Below are 20377 nucleotides of genomic sequence, written 5' to 3'. Positions count from 1 at the left end.
TTCAGACCGGGTCAACTATTTCACTTTCGCGGGCAACTTGTTCAATCATTTTCATTTTCTCGAAATTCTTTGGTCTTGAGAAGAATGTATAAATGGCGGGGATTACATACAATGTGAGGACCAGCGAGAAGAGTAGTCCGCCCATAATCACAATTCCCATCGACATCCGGCTCTTGCCGGCAGAACCCAACGCCATAGCAATCGGTAATGCACCCAGAATTGTTGCAAGACTTGTCATCAGGATTGGCCTGAAACGCAATGTTGCTGCTTCAAGAACAGCTTCCTGAATGCCTAAGCCCTTCTCTCGTAATTGGTTGGCAAATTCAACAATCAGGATACCATTTTTGGTTACCAAACCGATCAGCATAATCATCCCGATCTGACTGAAAATATTCAGTGTCTGATCAAAATACCAGAGTGAGAAAACCGCCCCACCAATAGCCAACGGCACGGTAAACATAATAATGAACGGATCGACAAAGCTTTCAAACTGTGCTGCGAGGATGAAGTAGATCAATACCAACGCCAGGAAAAAGGAGAACATCGTGTTCGAAGAGCTTTCTGCATAATCCCGGGAAGACCCGCTTAATGATGTCTGAATGGATTCATCTTTCAACTTATCCCGGATCCTGTCCATAGCAGCGATGCCGTCGCCGATTGTTTTGCCAGGTGCTAACGCTGCCTGCACCGTCGCACTCATGTATCGGTTATAATGGAAAAGTTGTGGGGGACTGCTTTCCTCCTCAGCTTTGACAATGTTATCCAGCTGGACCAAACTCCCGTTACCGGTTTTCACAAACATACTTTTCAAATCCAGAGGCTCATCACGGTTCGCGCGATCATATTGCCCGATCACCTGATATTGGCGGCCATTCATGGTAAAATAGCCAAAACGCTGACCCGCGAATGCAAGCTGCATAGTTTGGGCAACATCCTGAACTGTCACACCCAGCGACTTGGCTTTTTCACGTTCGATCGCAATCTGGATTTCGGGCTTGCTGAATTTCAGATTGACATCCGTAATGGCGAATGTCGGGTCATTGGAAGCTTCCTCCATGAATTTGGGAACATAATCACGAAGTTTCTCGAAATCCGGCGCCTGGATCACATACTGGATTGGCAGCCCGCCGCGGGAATCCACGGAAATAGTCTGCTGCTGCACGACGAATGACTTCGCATCCGGCATTAATTTCAATTTTTGGTTGATATAATCTGCAATTTCCTGCTGCGATTCCTTACGATCTTTTTTATCCACTAATGCAATCCTGCCACTTCCCGTGTTTGCCGCGCCGAGGCCGGAATTTCCGGGAGATGTAATGAGCATTAGTCCTTTTTTGCCCGGCATGGAATCCATTAGCATTTGCCCTACTTCCTGCACATAACGATCTGTAAATTCAAATGACGAACCTTCCGGCGCTGTCATATTGATCCTGAACCAGTTGCGGTCATCCAGCGGCGCGAGTTCGGATTGCAGGCCTTTCCCAAAAAACCAGATCATTGCCACTGTCACGGCTACAATTGGAACTGCAACCCAGCGCATTTTAAGGAATTTGGCCAGAGCGTTGCCGTAATTATTTGTGATACTTTCAAAAAACGGCTCTGTCTTTTCGTAAAACCAGCTTTTTTTGTGCGTTTTACGAACCAGGTAAGCATTCAGCATCGGTGTGAGCGTCAACGATACAAAAGCAGAGATCAAGACGGCTGCGGAGATCACAATCCCAAATTCCCGGAAGAGCTTTCCGACAAAGCCTTCCATAAAAATAACAGGAAGGAAAACCGAAGCCAATGTGATCGATGTAGACAAAACAGCGAAAATGATCTCGTTAGCTCCTTTGATAGCAGCCTCAATAGGCCCCATCCCCTGCTCTATTTTCTTAAAAATGTTCTCCGTGACGACAATCCCGTCATCCACTACAAGTCCGGTTGCCAGAACAATGGCCAGCAGCGTGAGCACATTAATCGAAAAACCCATAATGTACATCACAAAAAACGTCCCGATCAGGGACACCGGAATGTCAATGAGCGGCCGGAAAGCAATGAGCCAGTCGCGGAAAAACAAATAAATAATGATCACAACCAGCACGATGGCGATAAGCAGCGTTTCACCCACTTCCTCAATGGAGCGCTCCACAAATATGGTGTTATCAATCAGTGTATCAAGCTGATAATCTTTTGGAAGCTCTCTTTTAATGTCCGCCATGCGCTTATTGACCTCCTCTGCAATGTTGAGATAATTAGCTCCCGGCATCGGCGAAATCGCCAAACCAATCATCGGAACATTATCCAGCCTAAGCACCGTTTCTTCATTTTCCGGCCCCAAAGCAGCGTAGCCAATGTCTTTCAAATGAACGGTTTGTGTCGGTGAATTTTTAATAATCAACTCATTAAAATCCTCTTCCGTCCTGAATCTTCCAATCGTTTTTACTGTAAGCTCGGTATTGTCCCCCGCAAGTTTTCCGCTTGGCAATTCAACATTCTCCTTATCCAGGGCGATTTTCACATCTTGCGTAGTAATGCCAAGAGACGCCATTTTGATGGGGTCCATCCAGATACGCATTGCATATTTTTTTTGCCCAAAAATCCGTATCTCACTCACGCCTTCGATGGTCTGCAACCGTTGGGCGATCACATTCTCCGCATAATCACTCACTTCCAAATGCGATCTTGTATCGCTCTTGAACGTAAGCACAATGATCGGTTCCGAGTTGGCATCCGCCTTCGCAACAACGGGTGGCCCATCAATATCCAATGGCAATGTCCGTGACGCCGAGCCAACCTTATCCCGCACGTCGTTAGCGGCGCGCTCCATATCCACACCAATGTCAAATTCAACCGTTATCTGGCTCGTTCCCTGGCTGCTCGTAGAGTTGATCGATTTGATCCCTTCAATACTATTAAGCTGTTTTTCAAGCGGTTCTGTGATCTGTGATTCAATAATGTCCGCATTGGCCCCGGTATAGCTCGTCCGAATTGAAACCACCGGCGGGTCAATGGACGGGAATTCTCTCATTCCCAGAAACTTGTAACCCAGAAATCCGAACAATATGATCAGCAGGTTCATGACGATCGCCAGAACCGGCCGCTTGATAGAGAGTGTTGATATACTCATAATTGGAGATTAATGTCGGCAGACATTCTTTTTGACATGTTCACGATTCCTTCCTCAATTCACACGTACAGGCGTATTAGGCTTAATAGCAATGATTCCAGATGTAATAAGCGAATCGCCCGGCTGCAAACCTTCAATTACCTGAATTTTCTTATCTGTCCGCAATCCCGTCACGACCATTGCTTCCTGTGCTTTGCCGTTTTTTACCACGAACACTTTTTTCCCTTTCAAAACAGGGACTATCGCCTCAGTTGGAATCATCATAGCCGATTTATTGGCATCCAGATCCGCAAGGATCTTAACAAACATGCCCGGTACAAATCGCCCGGATGGATTGGGCGCTATGGCCCGCACTTTCAGCGTCCGCAGACTTTCCTCCACTTTCGGATCTATCGCAAGAATTTTAGCATTGTAAGTCGATGGATCACCGTCAAGATTGAATTTCACAACATTGCCCACCCTGATATTAGGCGCGTATTTTTCCGGAACAGTGAAATCAACCTTCACCGGATTGCTTTGCACGATCGTTACGATGGGCGTACCCGGCGCCAGATATGCACCTTCGCTTATGTATTTCAATCCTATCCGCCCGCTGAATGGTGCCCGGATCTCCGTTTTTTCCAGCTGTGCTTGCAGAACCTCTTTCTCAGCCTCCAAAATCCTGATATTGTTCGAAGTCACATCATATTCCTCAAGGTTGATCGCTTCCACATTCAAAAGCTTTTTTTGACGTGCCTCAATTTTTTTATTAAGCTCCTGATTATAAGTTACTTTTTGCAACTGTGCTTGCAGCTCGCGATCATTGATTTTCCCGATAAGCTGGCCTTTTTCAATGGATGCACCTTCCTTAATGTTTAATTTGATCAACCTACCCGATGCCTCAGCCATGACATTCACTTCCTCATTGGGAATGACCGTACCGGAAGCAAATATCTGGTTTTCAATGGACTCTCTTTTTACGATGTATACATTTACAGGCACTGCCGCGCTGCCTGCGGAACCTCCTTTACTTCCACTGCCTTTCACTTCCGAGGGCTTATCTTTTCCCGGCTTGGAGAAAACGAACAGCTTCCCCAGCACAAGCACAATGATTATCCCTCCAACCAGCATTATTGTACGCATAGATCAATTAAAATAAATTTCGTTCAATTCGAATATTAATAAATTATATTCCTTCAAAAGCGTTATTAAAGATACTTCATATTGTACAAAGCGGCAATCGGTTCGCTTTTTACTTCTGTTGAATATTAAATTCCAATGAAGTTCGGTGCATTAAACCGCCGCCGGGTAAATGGTTTCAAAAACATTTTGGCTTTCCATTATATTTAGCAAAAGTATTATAGCAGCCCAAAATGCTGATTTTCACGAAATTTCAATTCGTCCGACAAACAATATGACGACAACCCGCCATTGCCTCCACTATATCATCACGCTGTTACTATTTTATCTCCCTATGTACACGCACGGACAAAACAAGATCAAAAATTACGAGGCACAATGGAAAATTGTCGAAGGGCATCAGCAGAAAAAACTGCCTAAATCCGCACTGGAAGAGGTCAGGAAAATTTATGATTTAGCCAAAAAAGAAAATCAGGAAGCACAGGTCATCAAAGCTGCGGTTTACATGGTCAACTTGCAGGCGGAGACAAGGGAAGACCAGCAGGTGGCGGCTATTAAAGAACTGGAAAAAGAGGTTTCGGAGAGCAATGGCGCACCAAAATCCATTCTTACAAATTTGCTGGCATCCGCTTATTACAGCTATTTTCAGGAAATCCGCTGGCAGGCCTATCAACGAACAGCAACAATAAATTTCAAAAAAGACGACGTGAGCACCTGGTCAACGGAAGATTTTCATCATAAAATCTCCTCGCTTTACCTTTCGTCCATTGCCGATGAAGCACTTCTCAAACAAACAAAACTAGACGCATTTGACGCGATTATAAGCAAAGGGAACACAAGAAAGTTGCGACCGACATTGTATGACCTGCTTACGCAAAAGGCTTTGCAGTATTTTGCTTCGGACGAGCGCGACATAAAAAAGCCTTCCTACAAGTTTGAAATCGACAAAGCCTCCGCATTTGATCCTGCCGCCGATTTCGTCCATCGGAAATTCGAAACAAACGACAGCTCGTCTCTGGAATTTTTTGCCCTTCAATTATATCAAAAACTGATTGCATTCCATCTTAATGATCCGCAACCCGACGCGGTTATCGACATTGATTTACAACGGCTTCAGTTTGTCCGTCAAAAATCCGTGCACCCCGACACGGACACGCTTTACTATATGTCCCTGAGCCATTTGGCGGATCAGTATCAGCAAACGCCCGCAGCCGCGCAGGCCTGGTATATGAGAGCTTTTTATCATGAACAAAAAGGAAGTTTTTTCAAAGCGGATAGCGATACGACGAACCGTTTTGAAAGAGTGAAGGCCGCCGCGATATGTGAAAAAGTCATCAAAGAAAACCCAGAGACAGAGGGTGGGATCAATGCTTATAATCTGCTTAACAGCATAAAAAGAAAAGAATTACAGTTTACAACCGAGCAGGTCAACATTCCCGACAAGCCTTTTCTTGTGTTTGTGGAAAGCAGAAATCTCAATTCACTCTTTCTGAAAATCGTCAAAGCCACAGACGAGATCAAAAAAAGCTTTGAGAAAAATAACATTCAGGAGACTTTTAAAATGCTCCATAACTCTTCCGCCCTGCGATCCTGGGAGCAAAAGCTGCCTGATACAAAGGATTTTCAGCAGCATTCGGTAGAAATTAAGGTAGATGCACTTCCCGCTGGCGAATACGTATTATTTGTCAGCCCTGACGCAGCACTCGCCGAAAGCAAGTCGGTTGTTGGTGTTAAGCTGCTGTATGTAAGCAACATTGGTTACGTTCAGCGAGGGGAAGATTTTTTTATACTGAACCGTGACACCGGACAGCCCCTGGTGGGCGCTAATGTTACTTTTCTGAATACAAAATACGACTATCAATCAAGGAGTTACATCAAAAAAAGAGAATCGTCATATGTAGCTGACAAAAATGGCTATTTCAAAGAAAAAATTAGCGCTAAGGAACTGCAATCACAGAGCCAGATGCTGGAAATCACGCATGGGAACGATCAGTTGTTTATTCAGCAGGAAACGCGCACTTACTACAACGTTTACGACGACACGGAGCCGGATCAAGACGCGTCCATGATCTATCTTTTTACAGATCGCAGCTTATACAGACCGGGACAAACTGTTTATTATAAGGGCATTGCGGCCAAAGGAGAAAAAATCCTGCAAGATCAGGCGGAGAAAATTGAGATTGAACTTCAAAATACGAATGATGAGGTGGTCGGAAAAACCACGAAAACGGTCAATGAATACGGCAGCTTTTCCGGCTCATTTGTGCTTCCTACCGGCTCGCTCAATGGAGAGTTTTCAATCGTGGCCGATGATGATCACATCGCAACATTTCACGTTGAAGAATACAAGCGACCACGGTTTGCGGTTCAGTTTGACACATTGCGCAATTCCTACAAGCTGGGGGATACCATTAAAGTAAACGGAACAGGGACTGCTTATGCCGGAAATCAGATCGACGGCGCAAAAGTGGTTTACAGGGTCGTACGGAGCGAGCGGTTTTTATATCCATGGCTTTACAGATCCCGCTATTTCCCCACTGCCGAGCCACAGGAAATCGCGCATGGTGAAACCGTCACCGACGCTTCCGGAAAATTTAATATTCAGTTTGAAGCGATTCCCAATTTAAAAACGGACAAAAAGCGCGATCCGGTGTTTGATTACAGGATATATGCTGATGTGACCGACATTAACGGAGAAACGAGAAGCGCACAAACAGCGGTTTCCGTGGGATACAAGTCTATTTTGCTGAAAGCGGACATTGCCGAAAGCGCCTCGGTTGACAGTCTTGCAAACTTCAAAATCCGCACTGAAAATATGAATGGGCAATTTGTTTCATCTCCGGTAACCGTAAAAATTACGCATCTTTCTCCTGAAAATAGGCTGATCAAACCGCGCTACTGGCAGCGCCCGGATCTGTTCGTTATGACGAAGGCCGAATTTGTCAAGGCATTTCCTAATGATGAGTATGATAAAGAAACTGAGAAAGAAAACTGGCGGGAGCAAAATGTAGTGTTTGAAAAAACCGCTCAACTAAAAGAGGATGAGCCATTTTCATTAGACAAAACAAATTTCGGCGCCGGTTACTATAAAATCGAGATCACCGCGACAGACAGCAGCAATGCGGAAATTAAAGACGTCCAATACATTGAAATGATTGATGATAAGCGCAATAATCTCCCCTACCCACAATACATCAGCGCACAAGGTAGCGCGACCATTGAGCCGGGAGAAAGGACGACGATAAAGTTCGCAACCTCCGCCGACAATGCATTCATTATTAGCAGTTCAGGCAAAAAATCGAAGCCGGACAATTTTACATTTTATAAGTTAAATGCTGAAAAGCGGACATTCGACATTACGGCTTCCGAAGCAGACAGAGGCGGATTTGGGGTTGATTATATATTTGTAAAACACAATCGTGTGCATCAATATCAGGATTTTGTAAATGTTCCGTGGACAAATAAGGAACTGAAAATTGAATATCAGACATTCCGGGACAAAACGCTGCCTGGAAGTGCAGAAAAATGGACGGTGAGGATTTCGGGTTATAAAAAAGACAAAGTGGCTGCTGAAATGCTCGCCAGCCTGTACGATGCATCGCTCGACCAGTTTTATCCGCATCAATGGTCGAAGCCAGCACATTGGCCTATTGCAAACGGGGTTTCCAGGTGGGAAAACGGGATCAGCTTTATGCAAAAAGAGGCACTGGCTTTCAATTTGGCCTATGCTCCTTACAAGAGTTTTGAGAAGCAATATGACGAGCTGATTTCTACAAATGCAGTGGGAGTTCAATTTCTGGAACGTATGCCAGGAAGGGGTGGGCGTAATGCGCGGAGTCGGGTGATGTCTATGAGCGTAGGTGTAAAAAAGAGCGGGCCGCCCTCCGAAGAAATAAAGGAATCGGTGGTTGCTCAGCAGACTGGTATAGGGCAGGATGCTGCTGCATTAAATGAAGTAGTGATGGTTGGTTACGGCGTTCAAACTAAACCCGGACCTCAAAAAGGAAAGGATCAGGGGGTACCATCCCCAAGAAAGAACTTCAATGAAACTGCCTTCTTTCTGCCGGATCTGAAAACGGATAAAGAAGGTGCTATAACCTTCTCATTCACGATGCCCGAAGCATTGACACGCTGGAAATTTCAGGCATTGGCACACACCAAAGAGCTCGCAATGGGTTATAGCAGTAAGGAAATTGTCACGCAAAAGGAGCTCATGGTGCAACCCAATCCGCCAAGATTTCTGCGCGAAGGAGACAAGATTTCATTCGCTACGAAAGTTGTTAATGTGTCTGATCGCGCATTAGCCGGCAAAGTGTCATTGCAAATGTTTGACTCTGAAAGCAACGAGCCGATTGATGCACTATTTGGCAATGCTAAAATTGAACAGGACTTTCATGTGGCTGCCGGGCAAAGTACAGTGGCGCAGTTTGCACTTAACATTCCAAAAAACCATTCAAAAGCAGTCACCTGGCGGATAGTTGCCACGACGGACAACCTTTCCGACGGCGAAGAAAATACTTTACCTGTGCTATCCAACCGGCTTTTGGTTACTGAAACTTTGCCTTTAACCCTGCGCGGAACGGGGAGTAAGCAGTTCAAAATGGAAAAGCTGATCAATTCTGCTAATGCTAAAACCCTTACAAATCAGTCGCTAACCGTAGAATACACCAGCAATCCGGCCTGGTATGCGGTCCAGGCACTGCCTTATTTAATGGAATATCCTCACGACTGCGCAGAACAAACCTGGAACCGTTACTATGCCAATTCCATGGCTGCCAACATTGTTGCTACCTCGTCCAGGATAGCCGGAGTGTTCGATACCTGGCGTAAAAGTGACACAACGGCCTTGTTAAGCAATCTTCAAAAAAATCCCGAGCTGAAATCGCTGCTTCTGGAAGAAACACCTTGGGTCCTCGCAGCAAAAACGGAAACTCAACAGAAAAAGAACATTGCATTGCTTTTCGATCTTTTGCGGATGACCAACGAATTGAGCAGCGCCATCGAGAAATTGCAACAGTTACAAAACCCTGATGGCAGCTTCGCATGGTTCAAAGGCGGGCCGGACGACCGTTACATGACGCAGTACATAGCAAGCGGAATCGGGCATTTGCGGAAGGCCAAAGCAATTCAGAAAAGTCAGGAAGAGAAGCTCGCGGCGGTAATCGAAACATCAATCCCTTATCTCGACGCGCGGATTATGGATGATTACAATGATCTGATCAGACATAAAGTTAATCTGAAAGATTACGCACCATCTGCATTAGTCATTCAATATCTGTATATGCGGAGCTTTTTTTCGGATAAGCCCATACCAGCCGCTTCCCAAAAGGCATATGCCTATTTTATGGCACGTGCGAAACTCACCTGGACCAGCCAGACGAAATTTATGCAGGGTATGACCGCCATCGCATTGCACAGGTCCGGTGATAAAATAACGCCAAATGCGATCCTGAAATCACTGAAACAAACGGCGATTAATCATGAAGAACTGGGCATGTATTGGAAAACAAACCAACGCGGCTGGTGGTGGCATGAAGCTCCCATTGAGCGCCAAGCATTGTTAATTGAAGCTTTTCAGGAAATTGCGAATGACATCGCGGCCGTTAATGATATGAAAACCTGGCTTTTGAAAAACAAGCAAACCAACAATTGGGAAAGCACAAAGGCCACCGCAGAAGCTTGCTATGCGCTGCTAATGACCGGCAATAACTGGATTGCAGATAATCGAACGGTGTCCGTTTATCTTAATAAAACGAAATTGGAGCCGGAAAAAGCGGAAGCAGGGACAGGTTATTTCAAAAAAGCCGTTGCAGGAAATAAAGTGAATGCGGAGATGGGTAACATTGAAGTGCAAGTGACCGGTGAGAAAAGCATATCTAATGCACCGTCATGGGGTGCCATTTACTGGCAGTATTTTGAAGATCTTGATCAGATAACCTATTCCGAAACACCTCTTAAACTATCAAAAAAGCTTTTTATTGAAAAAAACACAGATAATGGGCCTATACTCACACCCGTTAATGCAGGCGATATCCTCCACGTTGGCGACAAAGTAAAAGTCAGGATCGAGCTTCGCGCTGACCGGGATATGGAATATGTGCATATGAAAGATATGCGGGCTTCCGGATTTGAACCTGTAAATGTATTGAGCAGCTACAAATGGCAGGAAGGTCTGGGTTACTATGAAAGCACGAAAGACGCCAGCACCAATTTCTTTTTCAGCACATTACAAAAAGGCAGTTACGTTTTTGAATATCCACTTTTCATCAATCAGGAAGGCAATTTCAGCAACGGCATCACCACCATCCAATGCATGTACGCACCCGAATTCACCGCGCATAGTGAAGGAATCCGGGTTCAGGTTGGGAAATGAAGTGCAGCGGGGAGTTTTCCGGTTCAGGAAACTGCCCGCTGAATTTTCAATATTGCATGCGCGAATGCTTCCATATCCTCTTTCTCCCCCAGCATGGCATGCTGTAAGATCCAGACGGCGTCGTTGGCGCAGGCTTGTTCGGCAACCGGACAATATACATGACTGTAATCAACGTGGTCCGGGATGGCGTAGCACATGAAGTTTTTGTTTTGAAAAAGGGGCTGCTTGTATAAAGGGTGCGGATAACCCTTGAAGCTGGGAACCCCTTCCGCAGAAAGCATTGCTGCAAAATCGTTTCTTGAAAGCCCGCCAAATGCTGTGGGATCGTATTTAAATATATATATGTGATAACAATGTAGGGTGATCGCTTCACTGCGCGACAAGGGTGTAACGCCGTTCATATCCCAAAATAATTGATTCAAATACAAACCATTATCATTCCGCTTCTTAGTCTGCGCTTCCAATCTTTTCAACTGTCGTGAAAGCAAAACGGCTTGCATTTGCGTTATCCGGTAATTGCAGCCTGGATTGTAATGATCATACCATTGCCCACCTTCAATGCGGCCGACATTGCGCAGCGAACGCATCATCGCATACAACGCATCGTCGTCCGTAATCACGATCCCGCCTTCACCGGATGTCAGATTTTTGGATGACTGAAAGCTGAAACTGCCTACATCGCCTATCGAACCTAACTTTTTGCTTTTGTATTCCGCTCCATGGGCGTGTGCGGCATCTTCAATGACGCGCAAGCCATGCCTTTTCGCTATGTCCATGATCGCATCCATATCGCAGGCCAGCCCGCCGAAATGTACCGGAATGATTGCTTTTGTGCGCACGGTAATGGCTGCCTCAATCGCCTCAGGGCTAATATTATAAGTGTCAGGATCAATATCCACGAACACCGGAACGCAATTACATTCTATCACGGATGAAGCCGTTGTGATGAACGTATAGGGAGGAACGATAATCTCGTCACCCGGTTTTACACCGCAGGCAATCAATGCAAGGCGGAGCGAAACGGAGCCGTTTACGCAGGTGATGGCATATTTACTTCCGCAGTAGGCAGCGAACTCTTGTTCAAATTTTGCGACTTCATCCGCGCAATCAGGATTTCCCCATTTTCCGCTTTGAACAATTTCAGTGACTGCATTTACATCACTGGCATCATATACCGGCCACAAAAATTCCTTGTTGACAGCCTTAGGCCCGCCATTTATTGCCAGTTTCTCCTTCATTTCAATGTTTTGCAAAATCAGATTTGTTTGTGTGTACAACCTTTGATATTACTAAACCACGCCTTTTTCAGGCTACTATTTTCAAGAGCCAAATAGCTTTATAGTCCGCTTTTCATAAAGAAAAGTATTTCTCTCACATACCATTCACATTCATGATGAACAATCGACAACTATCTCATGCGCTACTCATTGCAGGCATGTCACTAGGCACGGCGTGGGCTGTCCGCGGACAATTCGGACATGAACAGGGAGCAGCCTGGGCTGGTGGAATCGGAGGTCTATGCATTATCTTGCTGGCCAAACGCCAGGACTGGTATGCAAAAGCTTTTCATCTTGCCCTCACTTCCGCAGCGGGCTGGGGTGTTGGGGGTATTATCAGTTATGGCATGGTGGTAGGTTATGGAAGAGGCGTGGAGTTTGGGAATGTCTACTACGGCCTGTTAATGCTTTTCGTTATCGGCGGATTATTCGGGCTTCTCGGAGGCGGACTTTTCGGGATAATGCTTTCGGAAAAGCAAGATGAGCCGATCCAATGGCCACAACTGCTTGTGGAATTGACGGTGGGTGCCATCATATTTTACTATTTGCTGATTGAGGAATTTGGCTGGTTAATGACGCCGCCACGATCAGAAGCCTGGGCGGCGTGCTTCGGTATAGCTGTCGCCATGTTCTGGTATATGCTCAGGCGCAAGTATCATGCGGCGATCAGACTGGCGATTTTTACCGGCCTGGGAGCAGGTTTTGGATTTGCGTTTGGCAATTTCCTGCAAGTATTGGGCAGTGCTTCGGAGATTAAATTCAATTTCTGGAATGTCATGGAATACTCCATTGGCTTTTTCGGAGGAATTGGTATGGCGTATGGCACTTTTACTTCAAAATGGCCGATAAGTACAACAACAGTCAGGAAAGAAACTGTGCTCGCGCCCTCTTTCATTTTGATAGCGATCATTCCGTTTGTAGTGTGGGAGCAATCTTTTGGAACGGAACGTCTGCTGAACATTCTCAAAGAAATTTCACCATTGGGCGACGGCATATGGACGGTGAGACGTGCTCAGCTGACGGCTCTTTTGCTAATGATTTCGTTTGTAATATTTTCATACAAAAGATATTATAAAAATTACCCCGGTAATCAATTTTCTATTACCGGGGCCGAATTGTGGTATTTTTTCTTAGGTTACCTCGGCATGTACGTAATGTTCAGCATGCTGGTTACCATGTCATTTTTAAGCTTTTATCGCATCGAGCAATATTTGTACGTTGTCAATGTGTTTATCGTGATGAAGTTCATCGGGAGCCACGAGCCGAAATTCTACGATCGCGGTTTAAATTATAATCGCTGGTTTGTAAACCTCCTATTTTTACTAGCCTTTCTTGCAATCCTGACGGCCGTAGCGGTGACTTCCCATGGCGAATTGCAAGGGGCGCAAAGCCGGTTTTGAGTGAATAGCGCCCGTTTATTTGCTGATCACGAGTTGATCTTTAACATTGCCTTCCGGATCATAGCACTTATATGAAAGTGAATTCCCTTTGATCGCAATGTGCTGGTAAAGTGGGCCGTCCTTATATCTCACCAGGGCATAGTCCTCTTTGGGCCAGCGTTCCTGTTTACCCGGAATGCTGATAGACATCGTGTAAATTGTACCTTGCGCAGGTGTAGAGACGGGCTTGTCGTTGAACATCGGCTTTGTTCTCAAATAGTAATGCATATGCCCGCTCATTACCATATCAACATGGTATTTATCAAACAACGAGCACCACTCTTTCATGATCTCATCATACGGTTCCTCAAAATTGTAAGGCGGGAAATGAAACATGACAAATTTCCATTTCGCATTCGAATTTTTAAGTTTCTCTTCAACCCACGCCGTTTGTGCCGGAACTGATAATGTTGCGTCCAGCATCAGAAACAATGCGTTCTGGTAATTGAATGCATAACTCATTTCTGTTGGCTGCTTCCCGGGACCATTTTCGGGTAAACTGAACATTTCTTTGTACATCCACGCACCCAAACCGTCCTGGCTGTCATGGTTTCCGGGAACCGGCATTAAAGGTTTACCAGAGAAAACGCTGTTCGAATAGTCCCATAGCTTATCCCATTCGTCACGGTGCAGTCCTGTGCTTACCAGATCACCGGCAATGGAGAAGAATGCTGTTTCAGGATGTCTTTTCAGCGATTTTTTAGCCATATCGCCCCATATTTTGGAATAATGCGTATCCCCAAACCAGATAAACGAAAAATCATCCTTTTTTGAAGGTGCAGTTTTGAATGCAGCAGCCTGCGACCAGCTGCCGTTATCTGAATTTAATGCATAATGATAGGCCGTTCCCGGTGACAAGTTTGTGAGCCTGGCCGTAAACCTGTTCACGAAACGATCATTTTGAAGGAGCCTGTCTTCCATTCTAAAAACCGAAGCATCTGCAAAAAGCGTATCCGTTTTGCCTTTCCCCCAATACTTCACCCTGCCGGATTTCACTTCCGGGCTGGTTCGCCATTGAATGTCGGTTGTCGTTTCAGGATTACCGCTCCATGTCAGCATTACCTGATCCGGATCTGCGCCCGACGGCGTATCCGTCTTTCTAAACGCATTCACTAAAAGTGCCTCCCGAGCGCGTCCCCGGACAGTTGTGAACAGGACCTGACCTTTTAATGCTTCGGGAAGCTCGGTAATAACGAGTCCATCCCAGTCATGATAAGTGAAAGCGCCCAATTCTAATGTATCCAAAGCGTATTGCGATGGCATTACATCGGTGATCTGCAACTGATTATCCTTATTCTGAGGAGCCACACTGATGAAATAGACTTCTCTGTGCTTGTCAAAGCCATTTATGCCCAATCCAACATTCCCTGCCGGAAAATCTTTCTGCCAGACTTCATAATCATACTCTTCATTTTTGACGACCATGGAGGTTTTCCTGAAACCACTTTTCTCAATCCAGAAAGGGATGACTTTCTGACCCGTATGCCGCATCAATGAAACCGTTACGGGCACATTGGCATGGAATGTCCAGAATTTGTCAGCCAGAACGTCCTTATCATTTTCTGAAAGGAATTGCAGTATATATTGATCGGAAATCGTATCCAGCTGCGCGGAATTGAGTGTTTTATAAAGTTTTGTTACTGCATTATCAACCACCTCTTTCACAGTCCGGGATGTGTCCTGATTATCCGTTTTGCATGCTGCGAAAATGACTGCTAAGCAGACTGTCAATAATATTTTTGTTAAACGATTAGTAAACATGGTCCTGATTTTTATTGGCGGAGGGTTATTTCAAAATATATGTTTCAAGTGTTTCTAAACAAAAACCGCAATAAGATAAAAGGTGCAAATGCTGCATTCCTTTTATCCTATTGCGGTTTTTCAAATGCTTACGGGCTAGTTACCAGGGCTTTCCTGTGCCTTGAACCAGCCACGGTTTCGACCATTGACTATTTTTCTTGCGCGGTCCGGAAAAACTGGTTTCTTCCAGTCTTTCGATGGCATTTTTCACACTTTCACCGTTGTTGTTCAATTCATTATTGCTGTAAATAAAGCGCAGGGGAAGTGCACGGGAAACTGGCGCTACACCAGGAACAAGCTTCGGCAAACCTGTTCTGCGATAGTCAAACCAACCTTCCGTAGCCGCTGTCCAGCTCGAAACCCATTTTTGTTCGATGATCTGAGCTTGTGTGCCGTTGTATGCAACGCCTTTTTGTTTGATGAATGCATCATATCCGTCTGCCACACCCCAGGTTTGCAATGATTGCTTGATTCCATTGGCATAATTTGCTGCTGCATCACCGGCTGCCCATCCTTTTTGTGCGGCCTCTGCCAGGATAAAGGACGTTTCAGCGGCCGAAGCCAATCTTGCTTTCAAAATCCCGCCTTTATTTCCCTGATAAGTGTAGCTCAATTGCGAAGCATGCTGATTCTGCACCTGCTGACCAGTCGTTGGGTTTTCATTGAAATAAGTCGGATCAATCATGCCGGGAGGAACGCCTACATACTCGCCCGCATTCAAAGGACCATTAAATTGTTCAGGTCGGCTGGGTTTATATGTATTTGGGTTGAAATGACGGGTATACTTGTGTCCCGCGGCTATTTTTGCCTTCAATTCCTGCTCTGTGAAAGATTTCACACCTGTAAGGATCTTTCCATCCTCACGAATAAAATCATCCATCCCTTTGGCTAATGTAGGATCGGCGACCCAGCGAACATGAACGGGTAAAAACCAAACTTTCAGGCGCGGATCGCTATTGGCAACCAGATTGTTGATCAATGTGGACGCTGGCCTTCTCCTTCTCCAGTTGGATTCGCTTACATCAAATGCAGTTGCATTTGGCCAGGAATTGTTTCCGTCGGTGCCAATAAAATCCATTACTGCATCGTCACTGGCATCTTTGATATAAATACCTGATGCATAAACACTTTCAATGCCCGCTTTGGCAACATCGGGAAGCTTGCTTGAAATGCGCATATAATAACGGAGTAACAATGTGTTTGCAAATTTCTGCCACTTCTGCGCGTTTCCATTGTAATACACATCATAAGCTGGTGCATCCCTTTCGTCGCCGGTTGAACCGAAAATCGCAGAAGCAGCTTTCAAGTCCTCAACAATCCCTTTGTAGATCACTTCCTGACTATCAAACTTCGGAAGCATTGTGCCTTCGTCCCCTTTCAATGCCTCTGTGTACGGCGCATCACCCCATAGATCTGAGATCGTTCCGAAAATGAATGCACGCATGGTTAATGCAACGCCTTCATGGAATTTGAATTTTGTTTCAACGGCGCGCTTGTAAAGCAAGTTGTTGTTTCTCAGGAAACCGTACCAGGCTTTCCATTCGTCGTCTTCTTCGTTCCAGTTGTAGTCGTTGAAACCGTCTTTCCAGGCATCTTCCTGGGTATGCTGGATCACACCGGCAATTCTGCCGTAGCCCAACCGCACATATTGGTTGGCAACGCCCGTCATCACGGTCGGCATGATCAGGTTGGGATTGGCGCTGTTTGGATCAACACCATTTGGGTTTTCATTGATCTCCGTCAGGTCTTCTTTACAAGAAGTTACGACCAGCAGCGCGAGCATGAAAACAAGTCTGGGGATATATTTTAAAATCTTCATTGCTTTATATTTAAAGTATGATGAGCGAAAGCATTTTTCAGTTGAATGATCAGAAATCGAAATTCAGCTTAAATCCAAATGGGATCGTCCACGGCATCACGTTTTGTCTTTCAATTCCCTGACGGAACCCGCCTTTGCTAGGATCGGCCCAGAATGCACGCTCCGGATCGATGCCGATCTTGGAAGCCGTCCACAACATGATATTTCTGGTGTAGAGCGACAAGTTGGCGTTCCTTACCACACCGAAAAGGTTTGGTATTTTGTAAGACAATGTTACTTCACGCAGTTTTACGAATGATGCGTCGAATGTAACCTGCTGGTTAAAGCTCCAAGGATAGACAGCGGTAATTGGAAGATATTTCGTTCCTGCTCCGCCGAGCCATTCGTGATAAGCGCCTGATTCGTCCTGCCACACGCCAGGAATAAATGCTCCGTCACCATCCGGACCGAAACCGCCGGTTGCGGCTGTGTGCCCTCCTACTCTCGGGAAGTTTCCGTTTTGCGGGATGATATATTTTTCAGGATCTGATTTCAGCATGGCAACAAGCTCGTCCGGAGAATAAAGGCTCCCAGGGATCAGGTTGTCGATCTGGCGTTGCGATTTCCAGTCAGATTCTCCGTAACGATACGTGAATGACATAAACTCGCCGCCTTGTCTCCAGTCAAAGCTCAAACCCAACGAAAATCTTTTGTAAGTCAGATTAGCCTGCATACCCACGAGGAAATCGGGGTTATAGTTACCAACTTTCACATTGTTTTCCCGGCCGCCCAAGCTTTGCCAGTCCATATCACCGCCTTCGCCATCATAGGCAATGATTGGCCAGCGATAGTAAGGTGAATCCTTATCCTGAACAGTTGCGAAGCCACGGCTGTACATGTTACCAATTTGCTCACCTACGAACGTGTAAGCGCCAGCTCCATTTTCTCCCCATTGTTCAAAATAGGGGAAGTTAGGTGCCAACTCTTTTACGGTAACGCGGTTACGGCTGAAATTAGCATTCAAATCCAGGCTCCATCCGCCCCGGTTGCTGATTGGCGTTCCGCCCAAACCAATTTCCCAGCCACGGCTCACCAGTTTACCAGCATTGATGTTCTTGCTCGCATAACCTGTTGACGGCGCCATGGGAACACTGAAAATCTGGTTTGTATTAGCCCTGTCGTAGTAAGTGATGTCGAATCTCAAACGGTTATTAAACAAATTCAGGTCAATTCCACCTTCTGTTGAAGTCGCGATTTCCGGTAATAATGTTGGGTTAAGCAAATTGTCGCCCAGGTTCGCAGTAACGAGGTCGCCCCAGTTTCCTGTTCCAAGGTTTGGATACAACTGATAAGGATCTGTATCATTACCCACCTGTGCCCATCCTCCGCGTAATTTCAGCAACGAAACCGCCGAGGGCATATTAAATGTAGTACTCGCCAACCAGCTTAATGACGCGGATGGATAAAAATACGACCGATTGCTTTCCGGCAGTGTACTTGACCAGTCGTTACGTGCAGTCAAATCCAGATAAAGCTGGTTTTTAAAACCGATCGAGCTTAATGCATACAAACTGTAAATGGCTTTCTTGTAACTGCCGTTTCCAACGATCCTGTTACCAACCGGAATATTTGAAATGTTGTACAATCCCGGCACAGAAAGGTCTCTTCCGCCCAGGTTCGAGCTGTTTCCGTGTTGTTGCATAATGTTACCACCACCCGAAATGCTAATGTCAAAGTCACCGGCTTTAATGGTTTTGGTAATCAAGAAATCCGCATTACTTTCATTACGGCCGATATTTTCGAGATAATAACCGCCTTTTGCCATGCTTTTATAGCTCCAAGGAATCTTGGTTTCGCGATCTTCATCGTACATGTCATGTGAGTAGCGCGCGAAAGCGGTCAGGCCCGGCGCGATAGTCCAGTCCAATTTGATGTTTCCGTACAAACGATCGCGTGTATACGCATTGGTCAAATGTTTGGCAAGGAAATAAGGGTTGTCGGTTTCTCCTTTTGCAACGGTCATTTGTTCAATTTCTTCCAGACCTGGTTTCCAAACGCTTTTCAGATCATTAATGTCATAACTGGACGAGTAATAAACTGCTTGCAACGGGTTACCATCCCTTTCGGAAGTTTGCGGGCGGCTGTTTGAGCTGGAACGAACAAAATTGATATTCGTACTCAGTTTCAGATTCTTAGCCATATCAAATGTTCCTGCCAGCGACAATCCATTCCGGTAAAGATCGGAATTAGGGATCAGTCCGCGGTTAATCATATTATTGTAGGAAACCCGATACGTCGATTTGTCCGTAGAACCAGAAACGGTTAGGTTATTGGTCGAAGTGATTCCCGTTTGAAGGAAGTTCTTCATGTTGTTTTTATATGATTTCAGCTCCGTAGGAATCGGATTTCCATTTTCGTCCAGCGGGCTGTTCCACTGTACTTCTTTATTTCCGACATCCAGCGGCAACCCGCCCCAGTATGCCGATGATTCATCCAGTTGGAAGGGCCTTTCACCATTTGCATACTTATAATGCAGGTCCAGATATCTGTAAGGTTTTTCAAAGACATTGGAAGTGGAGAAAGAAACACCAAGCCCTTTGCCTTTCTTACCCGATTTGGTTGTGATCAAAATAACACCGTTACCCGCTCTTGAACCGTAAAGTGCTGCTGCGCTGGGTCCTTTCAAAACAGACATGCTTTCGATATCATCCGGGTTAATGTCTGAAATTGCATTACCATAATCGACCCGGTTGCCACTTCCTTTTTCGCTCACATTAGCAAGGCTGTTTGCCAGAGGCACACCGTCCACAACAAATAATGGCTGGTTGTTTTTCAATGATGCCGCTCCCCGGATCACAATGCTGATCGACGAACCGATACCGCTGGTTTGGTTAATAGAAACCCCTGAAACACGACCGGATAGGGATGTAAGCACGTTTTCATTGGCTACGTTGGCAATGTCTTTGCCTTGAACTTTACCCACGTTATATCCCAGCGAGCGCGTTTCTCTTTTAATACCGAGGGCCGTCACAACCGCTTCCTGCAATGTTGCCACGTTTTCTTCCAGTATAACATCTATCACGCTTTTTCCCTGAACAGCAACTTCGGTTGTGTTGAAACCAATGTAGGAAAATACGAGAACTGCGTCATTGCCGTCGGCATCAATGCTATATTTTCCGGCCGCGTCGGTGGTCGTTCCCAGCTGGGTTCCTTTTACCAATACGTTAACACCTGGCACCACGGCACCGTCTACCGCGGACGTTACTGTTCCCCGGATTCGGGCTACGGGTTGGTCCTGCCCGGCATTTTCAGGTCTTTCGCCAGCGAGCACGGAAGCTTCCGTTCCGGTAAATAGCAGCACTGCGAGCAAACACCAAAATACCCGTCGCATACTAATAATAGAGATTGGATCCATAATCTTTGAATTTTAGGTGATTGTCATTGGTCATGATACAGGAGAAA

The 20377-nt window shown here is 45.6% G+C and carries 8 protein-coding genes; 2 read left to right on the top strand and 6 right to left on the bottom strand.

Annotated features, from left to right (window positions below; translation table 11 throughout):
• Position 1: 1 nt before the first annotated feature.
• Positions 2 to 3109: an efflux RND transporter permease subunit gene (locus B5X68_RS16240; protein WP_082215822.1), complete on the bottom strand. Its 3108-nt coding sequence runs from the start codon at positions 3107 to 3109 to the stop codon at positions 2 to 4.
• A gap of 54 nt (positions 3110 to 3163) precedes the next feature.
• A complete protein-coding gene (locus B5X68_RS16235) occupies positions 3164 to 4231 on the bottom strand; it encodes an efflux RND transporter periplasmic adaptor subunit (protein ID WP_082215821.1) in 1068 nt (355 codons plus the stop codon).
• 271 nt (positions 4232 to 4502) lie between these two features.
• Here B5X68_RS16235 and B5X68_RS16230 point away from each other — a divergent pair, with 271 nt between their 5' ends.
• Positions 4503 to 10601, top strand: coding sequence for an alpha-2-macroglobulin family protein (locus B5X68_RS16230; protein ID WP_082216137.1), 6099 nt, complete (start codon positions 4503 to 4505; stop codon positions 10599 to 10601).
• Between the two features lie 23 nt (positions 10602 to 10624).
• On the opposite strand, the gene B5X68_RS16225 is transcribed toward B5X68_RS16230, so the two are convergent.
• The gene (locus B5X68_RS16225; RefSeq protein WP_082215820.1) at positions 10625 to 11839 is read right to left on the bottom strand and encodes a DegT/DnrJ/EryC1/StrS family aminotransferase; all 1215 of its coding nucleotides are present in this window, start codon (positions 11837 to 11839) and stop codon (positions 10625 to 10627) included.
• Positions 11840 to 11991: 152 nt separating this feature from the next.
• Here B5X68_RS16225 and B5X68_RS16220 point away from each other — a divergent pair, with 152 nt between their 5' ends.
• Entirely contained in the window at positions 11992 to 13278 is a 1287-nt protein-coding gene (locus tag B5X68_RS16220) for a hypothetical protein (protein ID WP_310588653.1), read from the top strand.
• A 15-nt stretch (positions 13279 to 13293) separates the two neighbouring features.
• On the opposite strand, the gene B5X68_RS16215 is transcribed toward B5X68_RS16220, so the two are convergent.
• From B5X68_RS16215 to B5X68_RS16205, 3 genes are all read right to left on the bottom strand, one after another.
• Positions 13294 to 15048, bottom strand: coding sequence for a purple acid phosphatase family protein (locus tag B5X68_RS16215; RefSeq protein ID WP_229208450.1), 1755 nt, complete (start codon positions 15046 to 15048; stop codon positions 13294 to 13296).
• A 169-nt stretch (positions 15049 to 15217) separates the two neighbouring features.
• Positions 15218 to 16936 (bottom strand): SusD/RagB family nutrient-binding outer membrane lipoprotein, encoded by a 1719-nt coding sequence (locus B5X68_RS16210; protein ID WP_082215818.1) that lies wholly within the window; start codon positions 16934 to 16936, stop codon positions 15218 to 15220.
• 49 nt (positions 16937 to 16985) lie between these two features.
• The gene (locus B5X68_RS16205) at positions 16986 to 20330 is read right to left on the bottom strand and encodes a SusC/RagA family TonB-linked outer membrane protein (RefSeq protein ID WP_082215817.1); all 3345 of its coding nucleotides are present in this window, start codon (positions 20328 to 20330) and stop codon (positions 16986 to 16988) included.
• Between the last annotated feature and the right edge of the window lie 47 nt (positions 20331 to 20377).

It is taken from the genome of Dyadobacter psychrophilus (assembly GCF_900167945.1).
In the GTDB taxonomy this organism is placed as follows: Bacteria; Bacteroidota; Bacteroidia; order Cytophagales; family Spirosomataceae; genus Dyadobacter; species Dyadobacter psychrophilus.
This window is presented reverse-complemented; position numbering and strand designations above follow the sequence as displayed.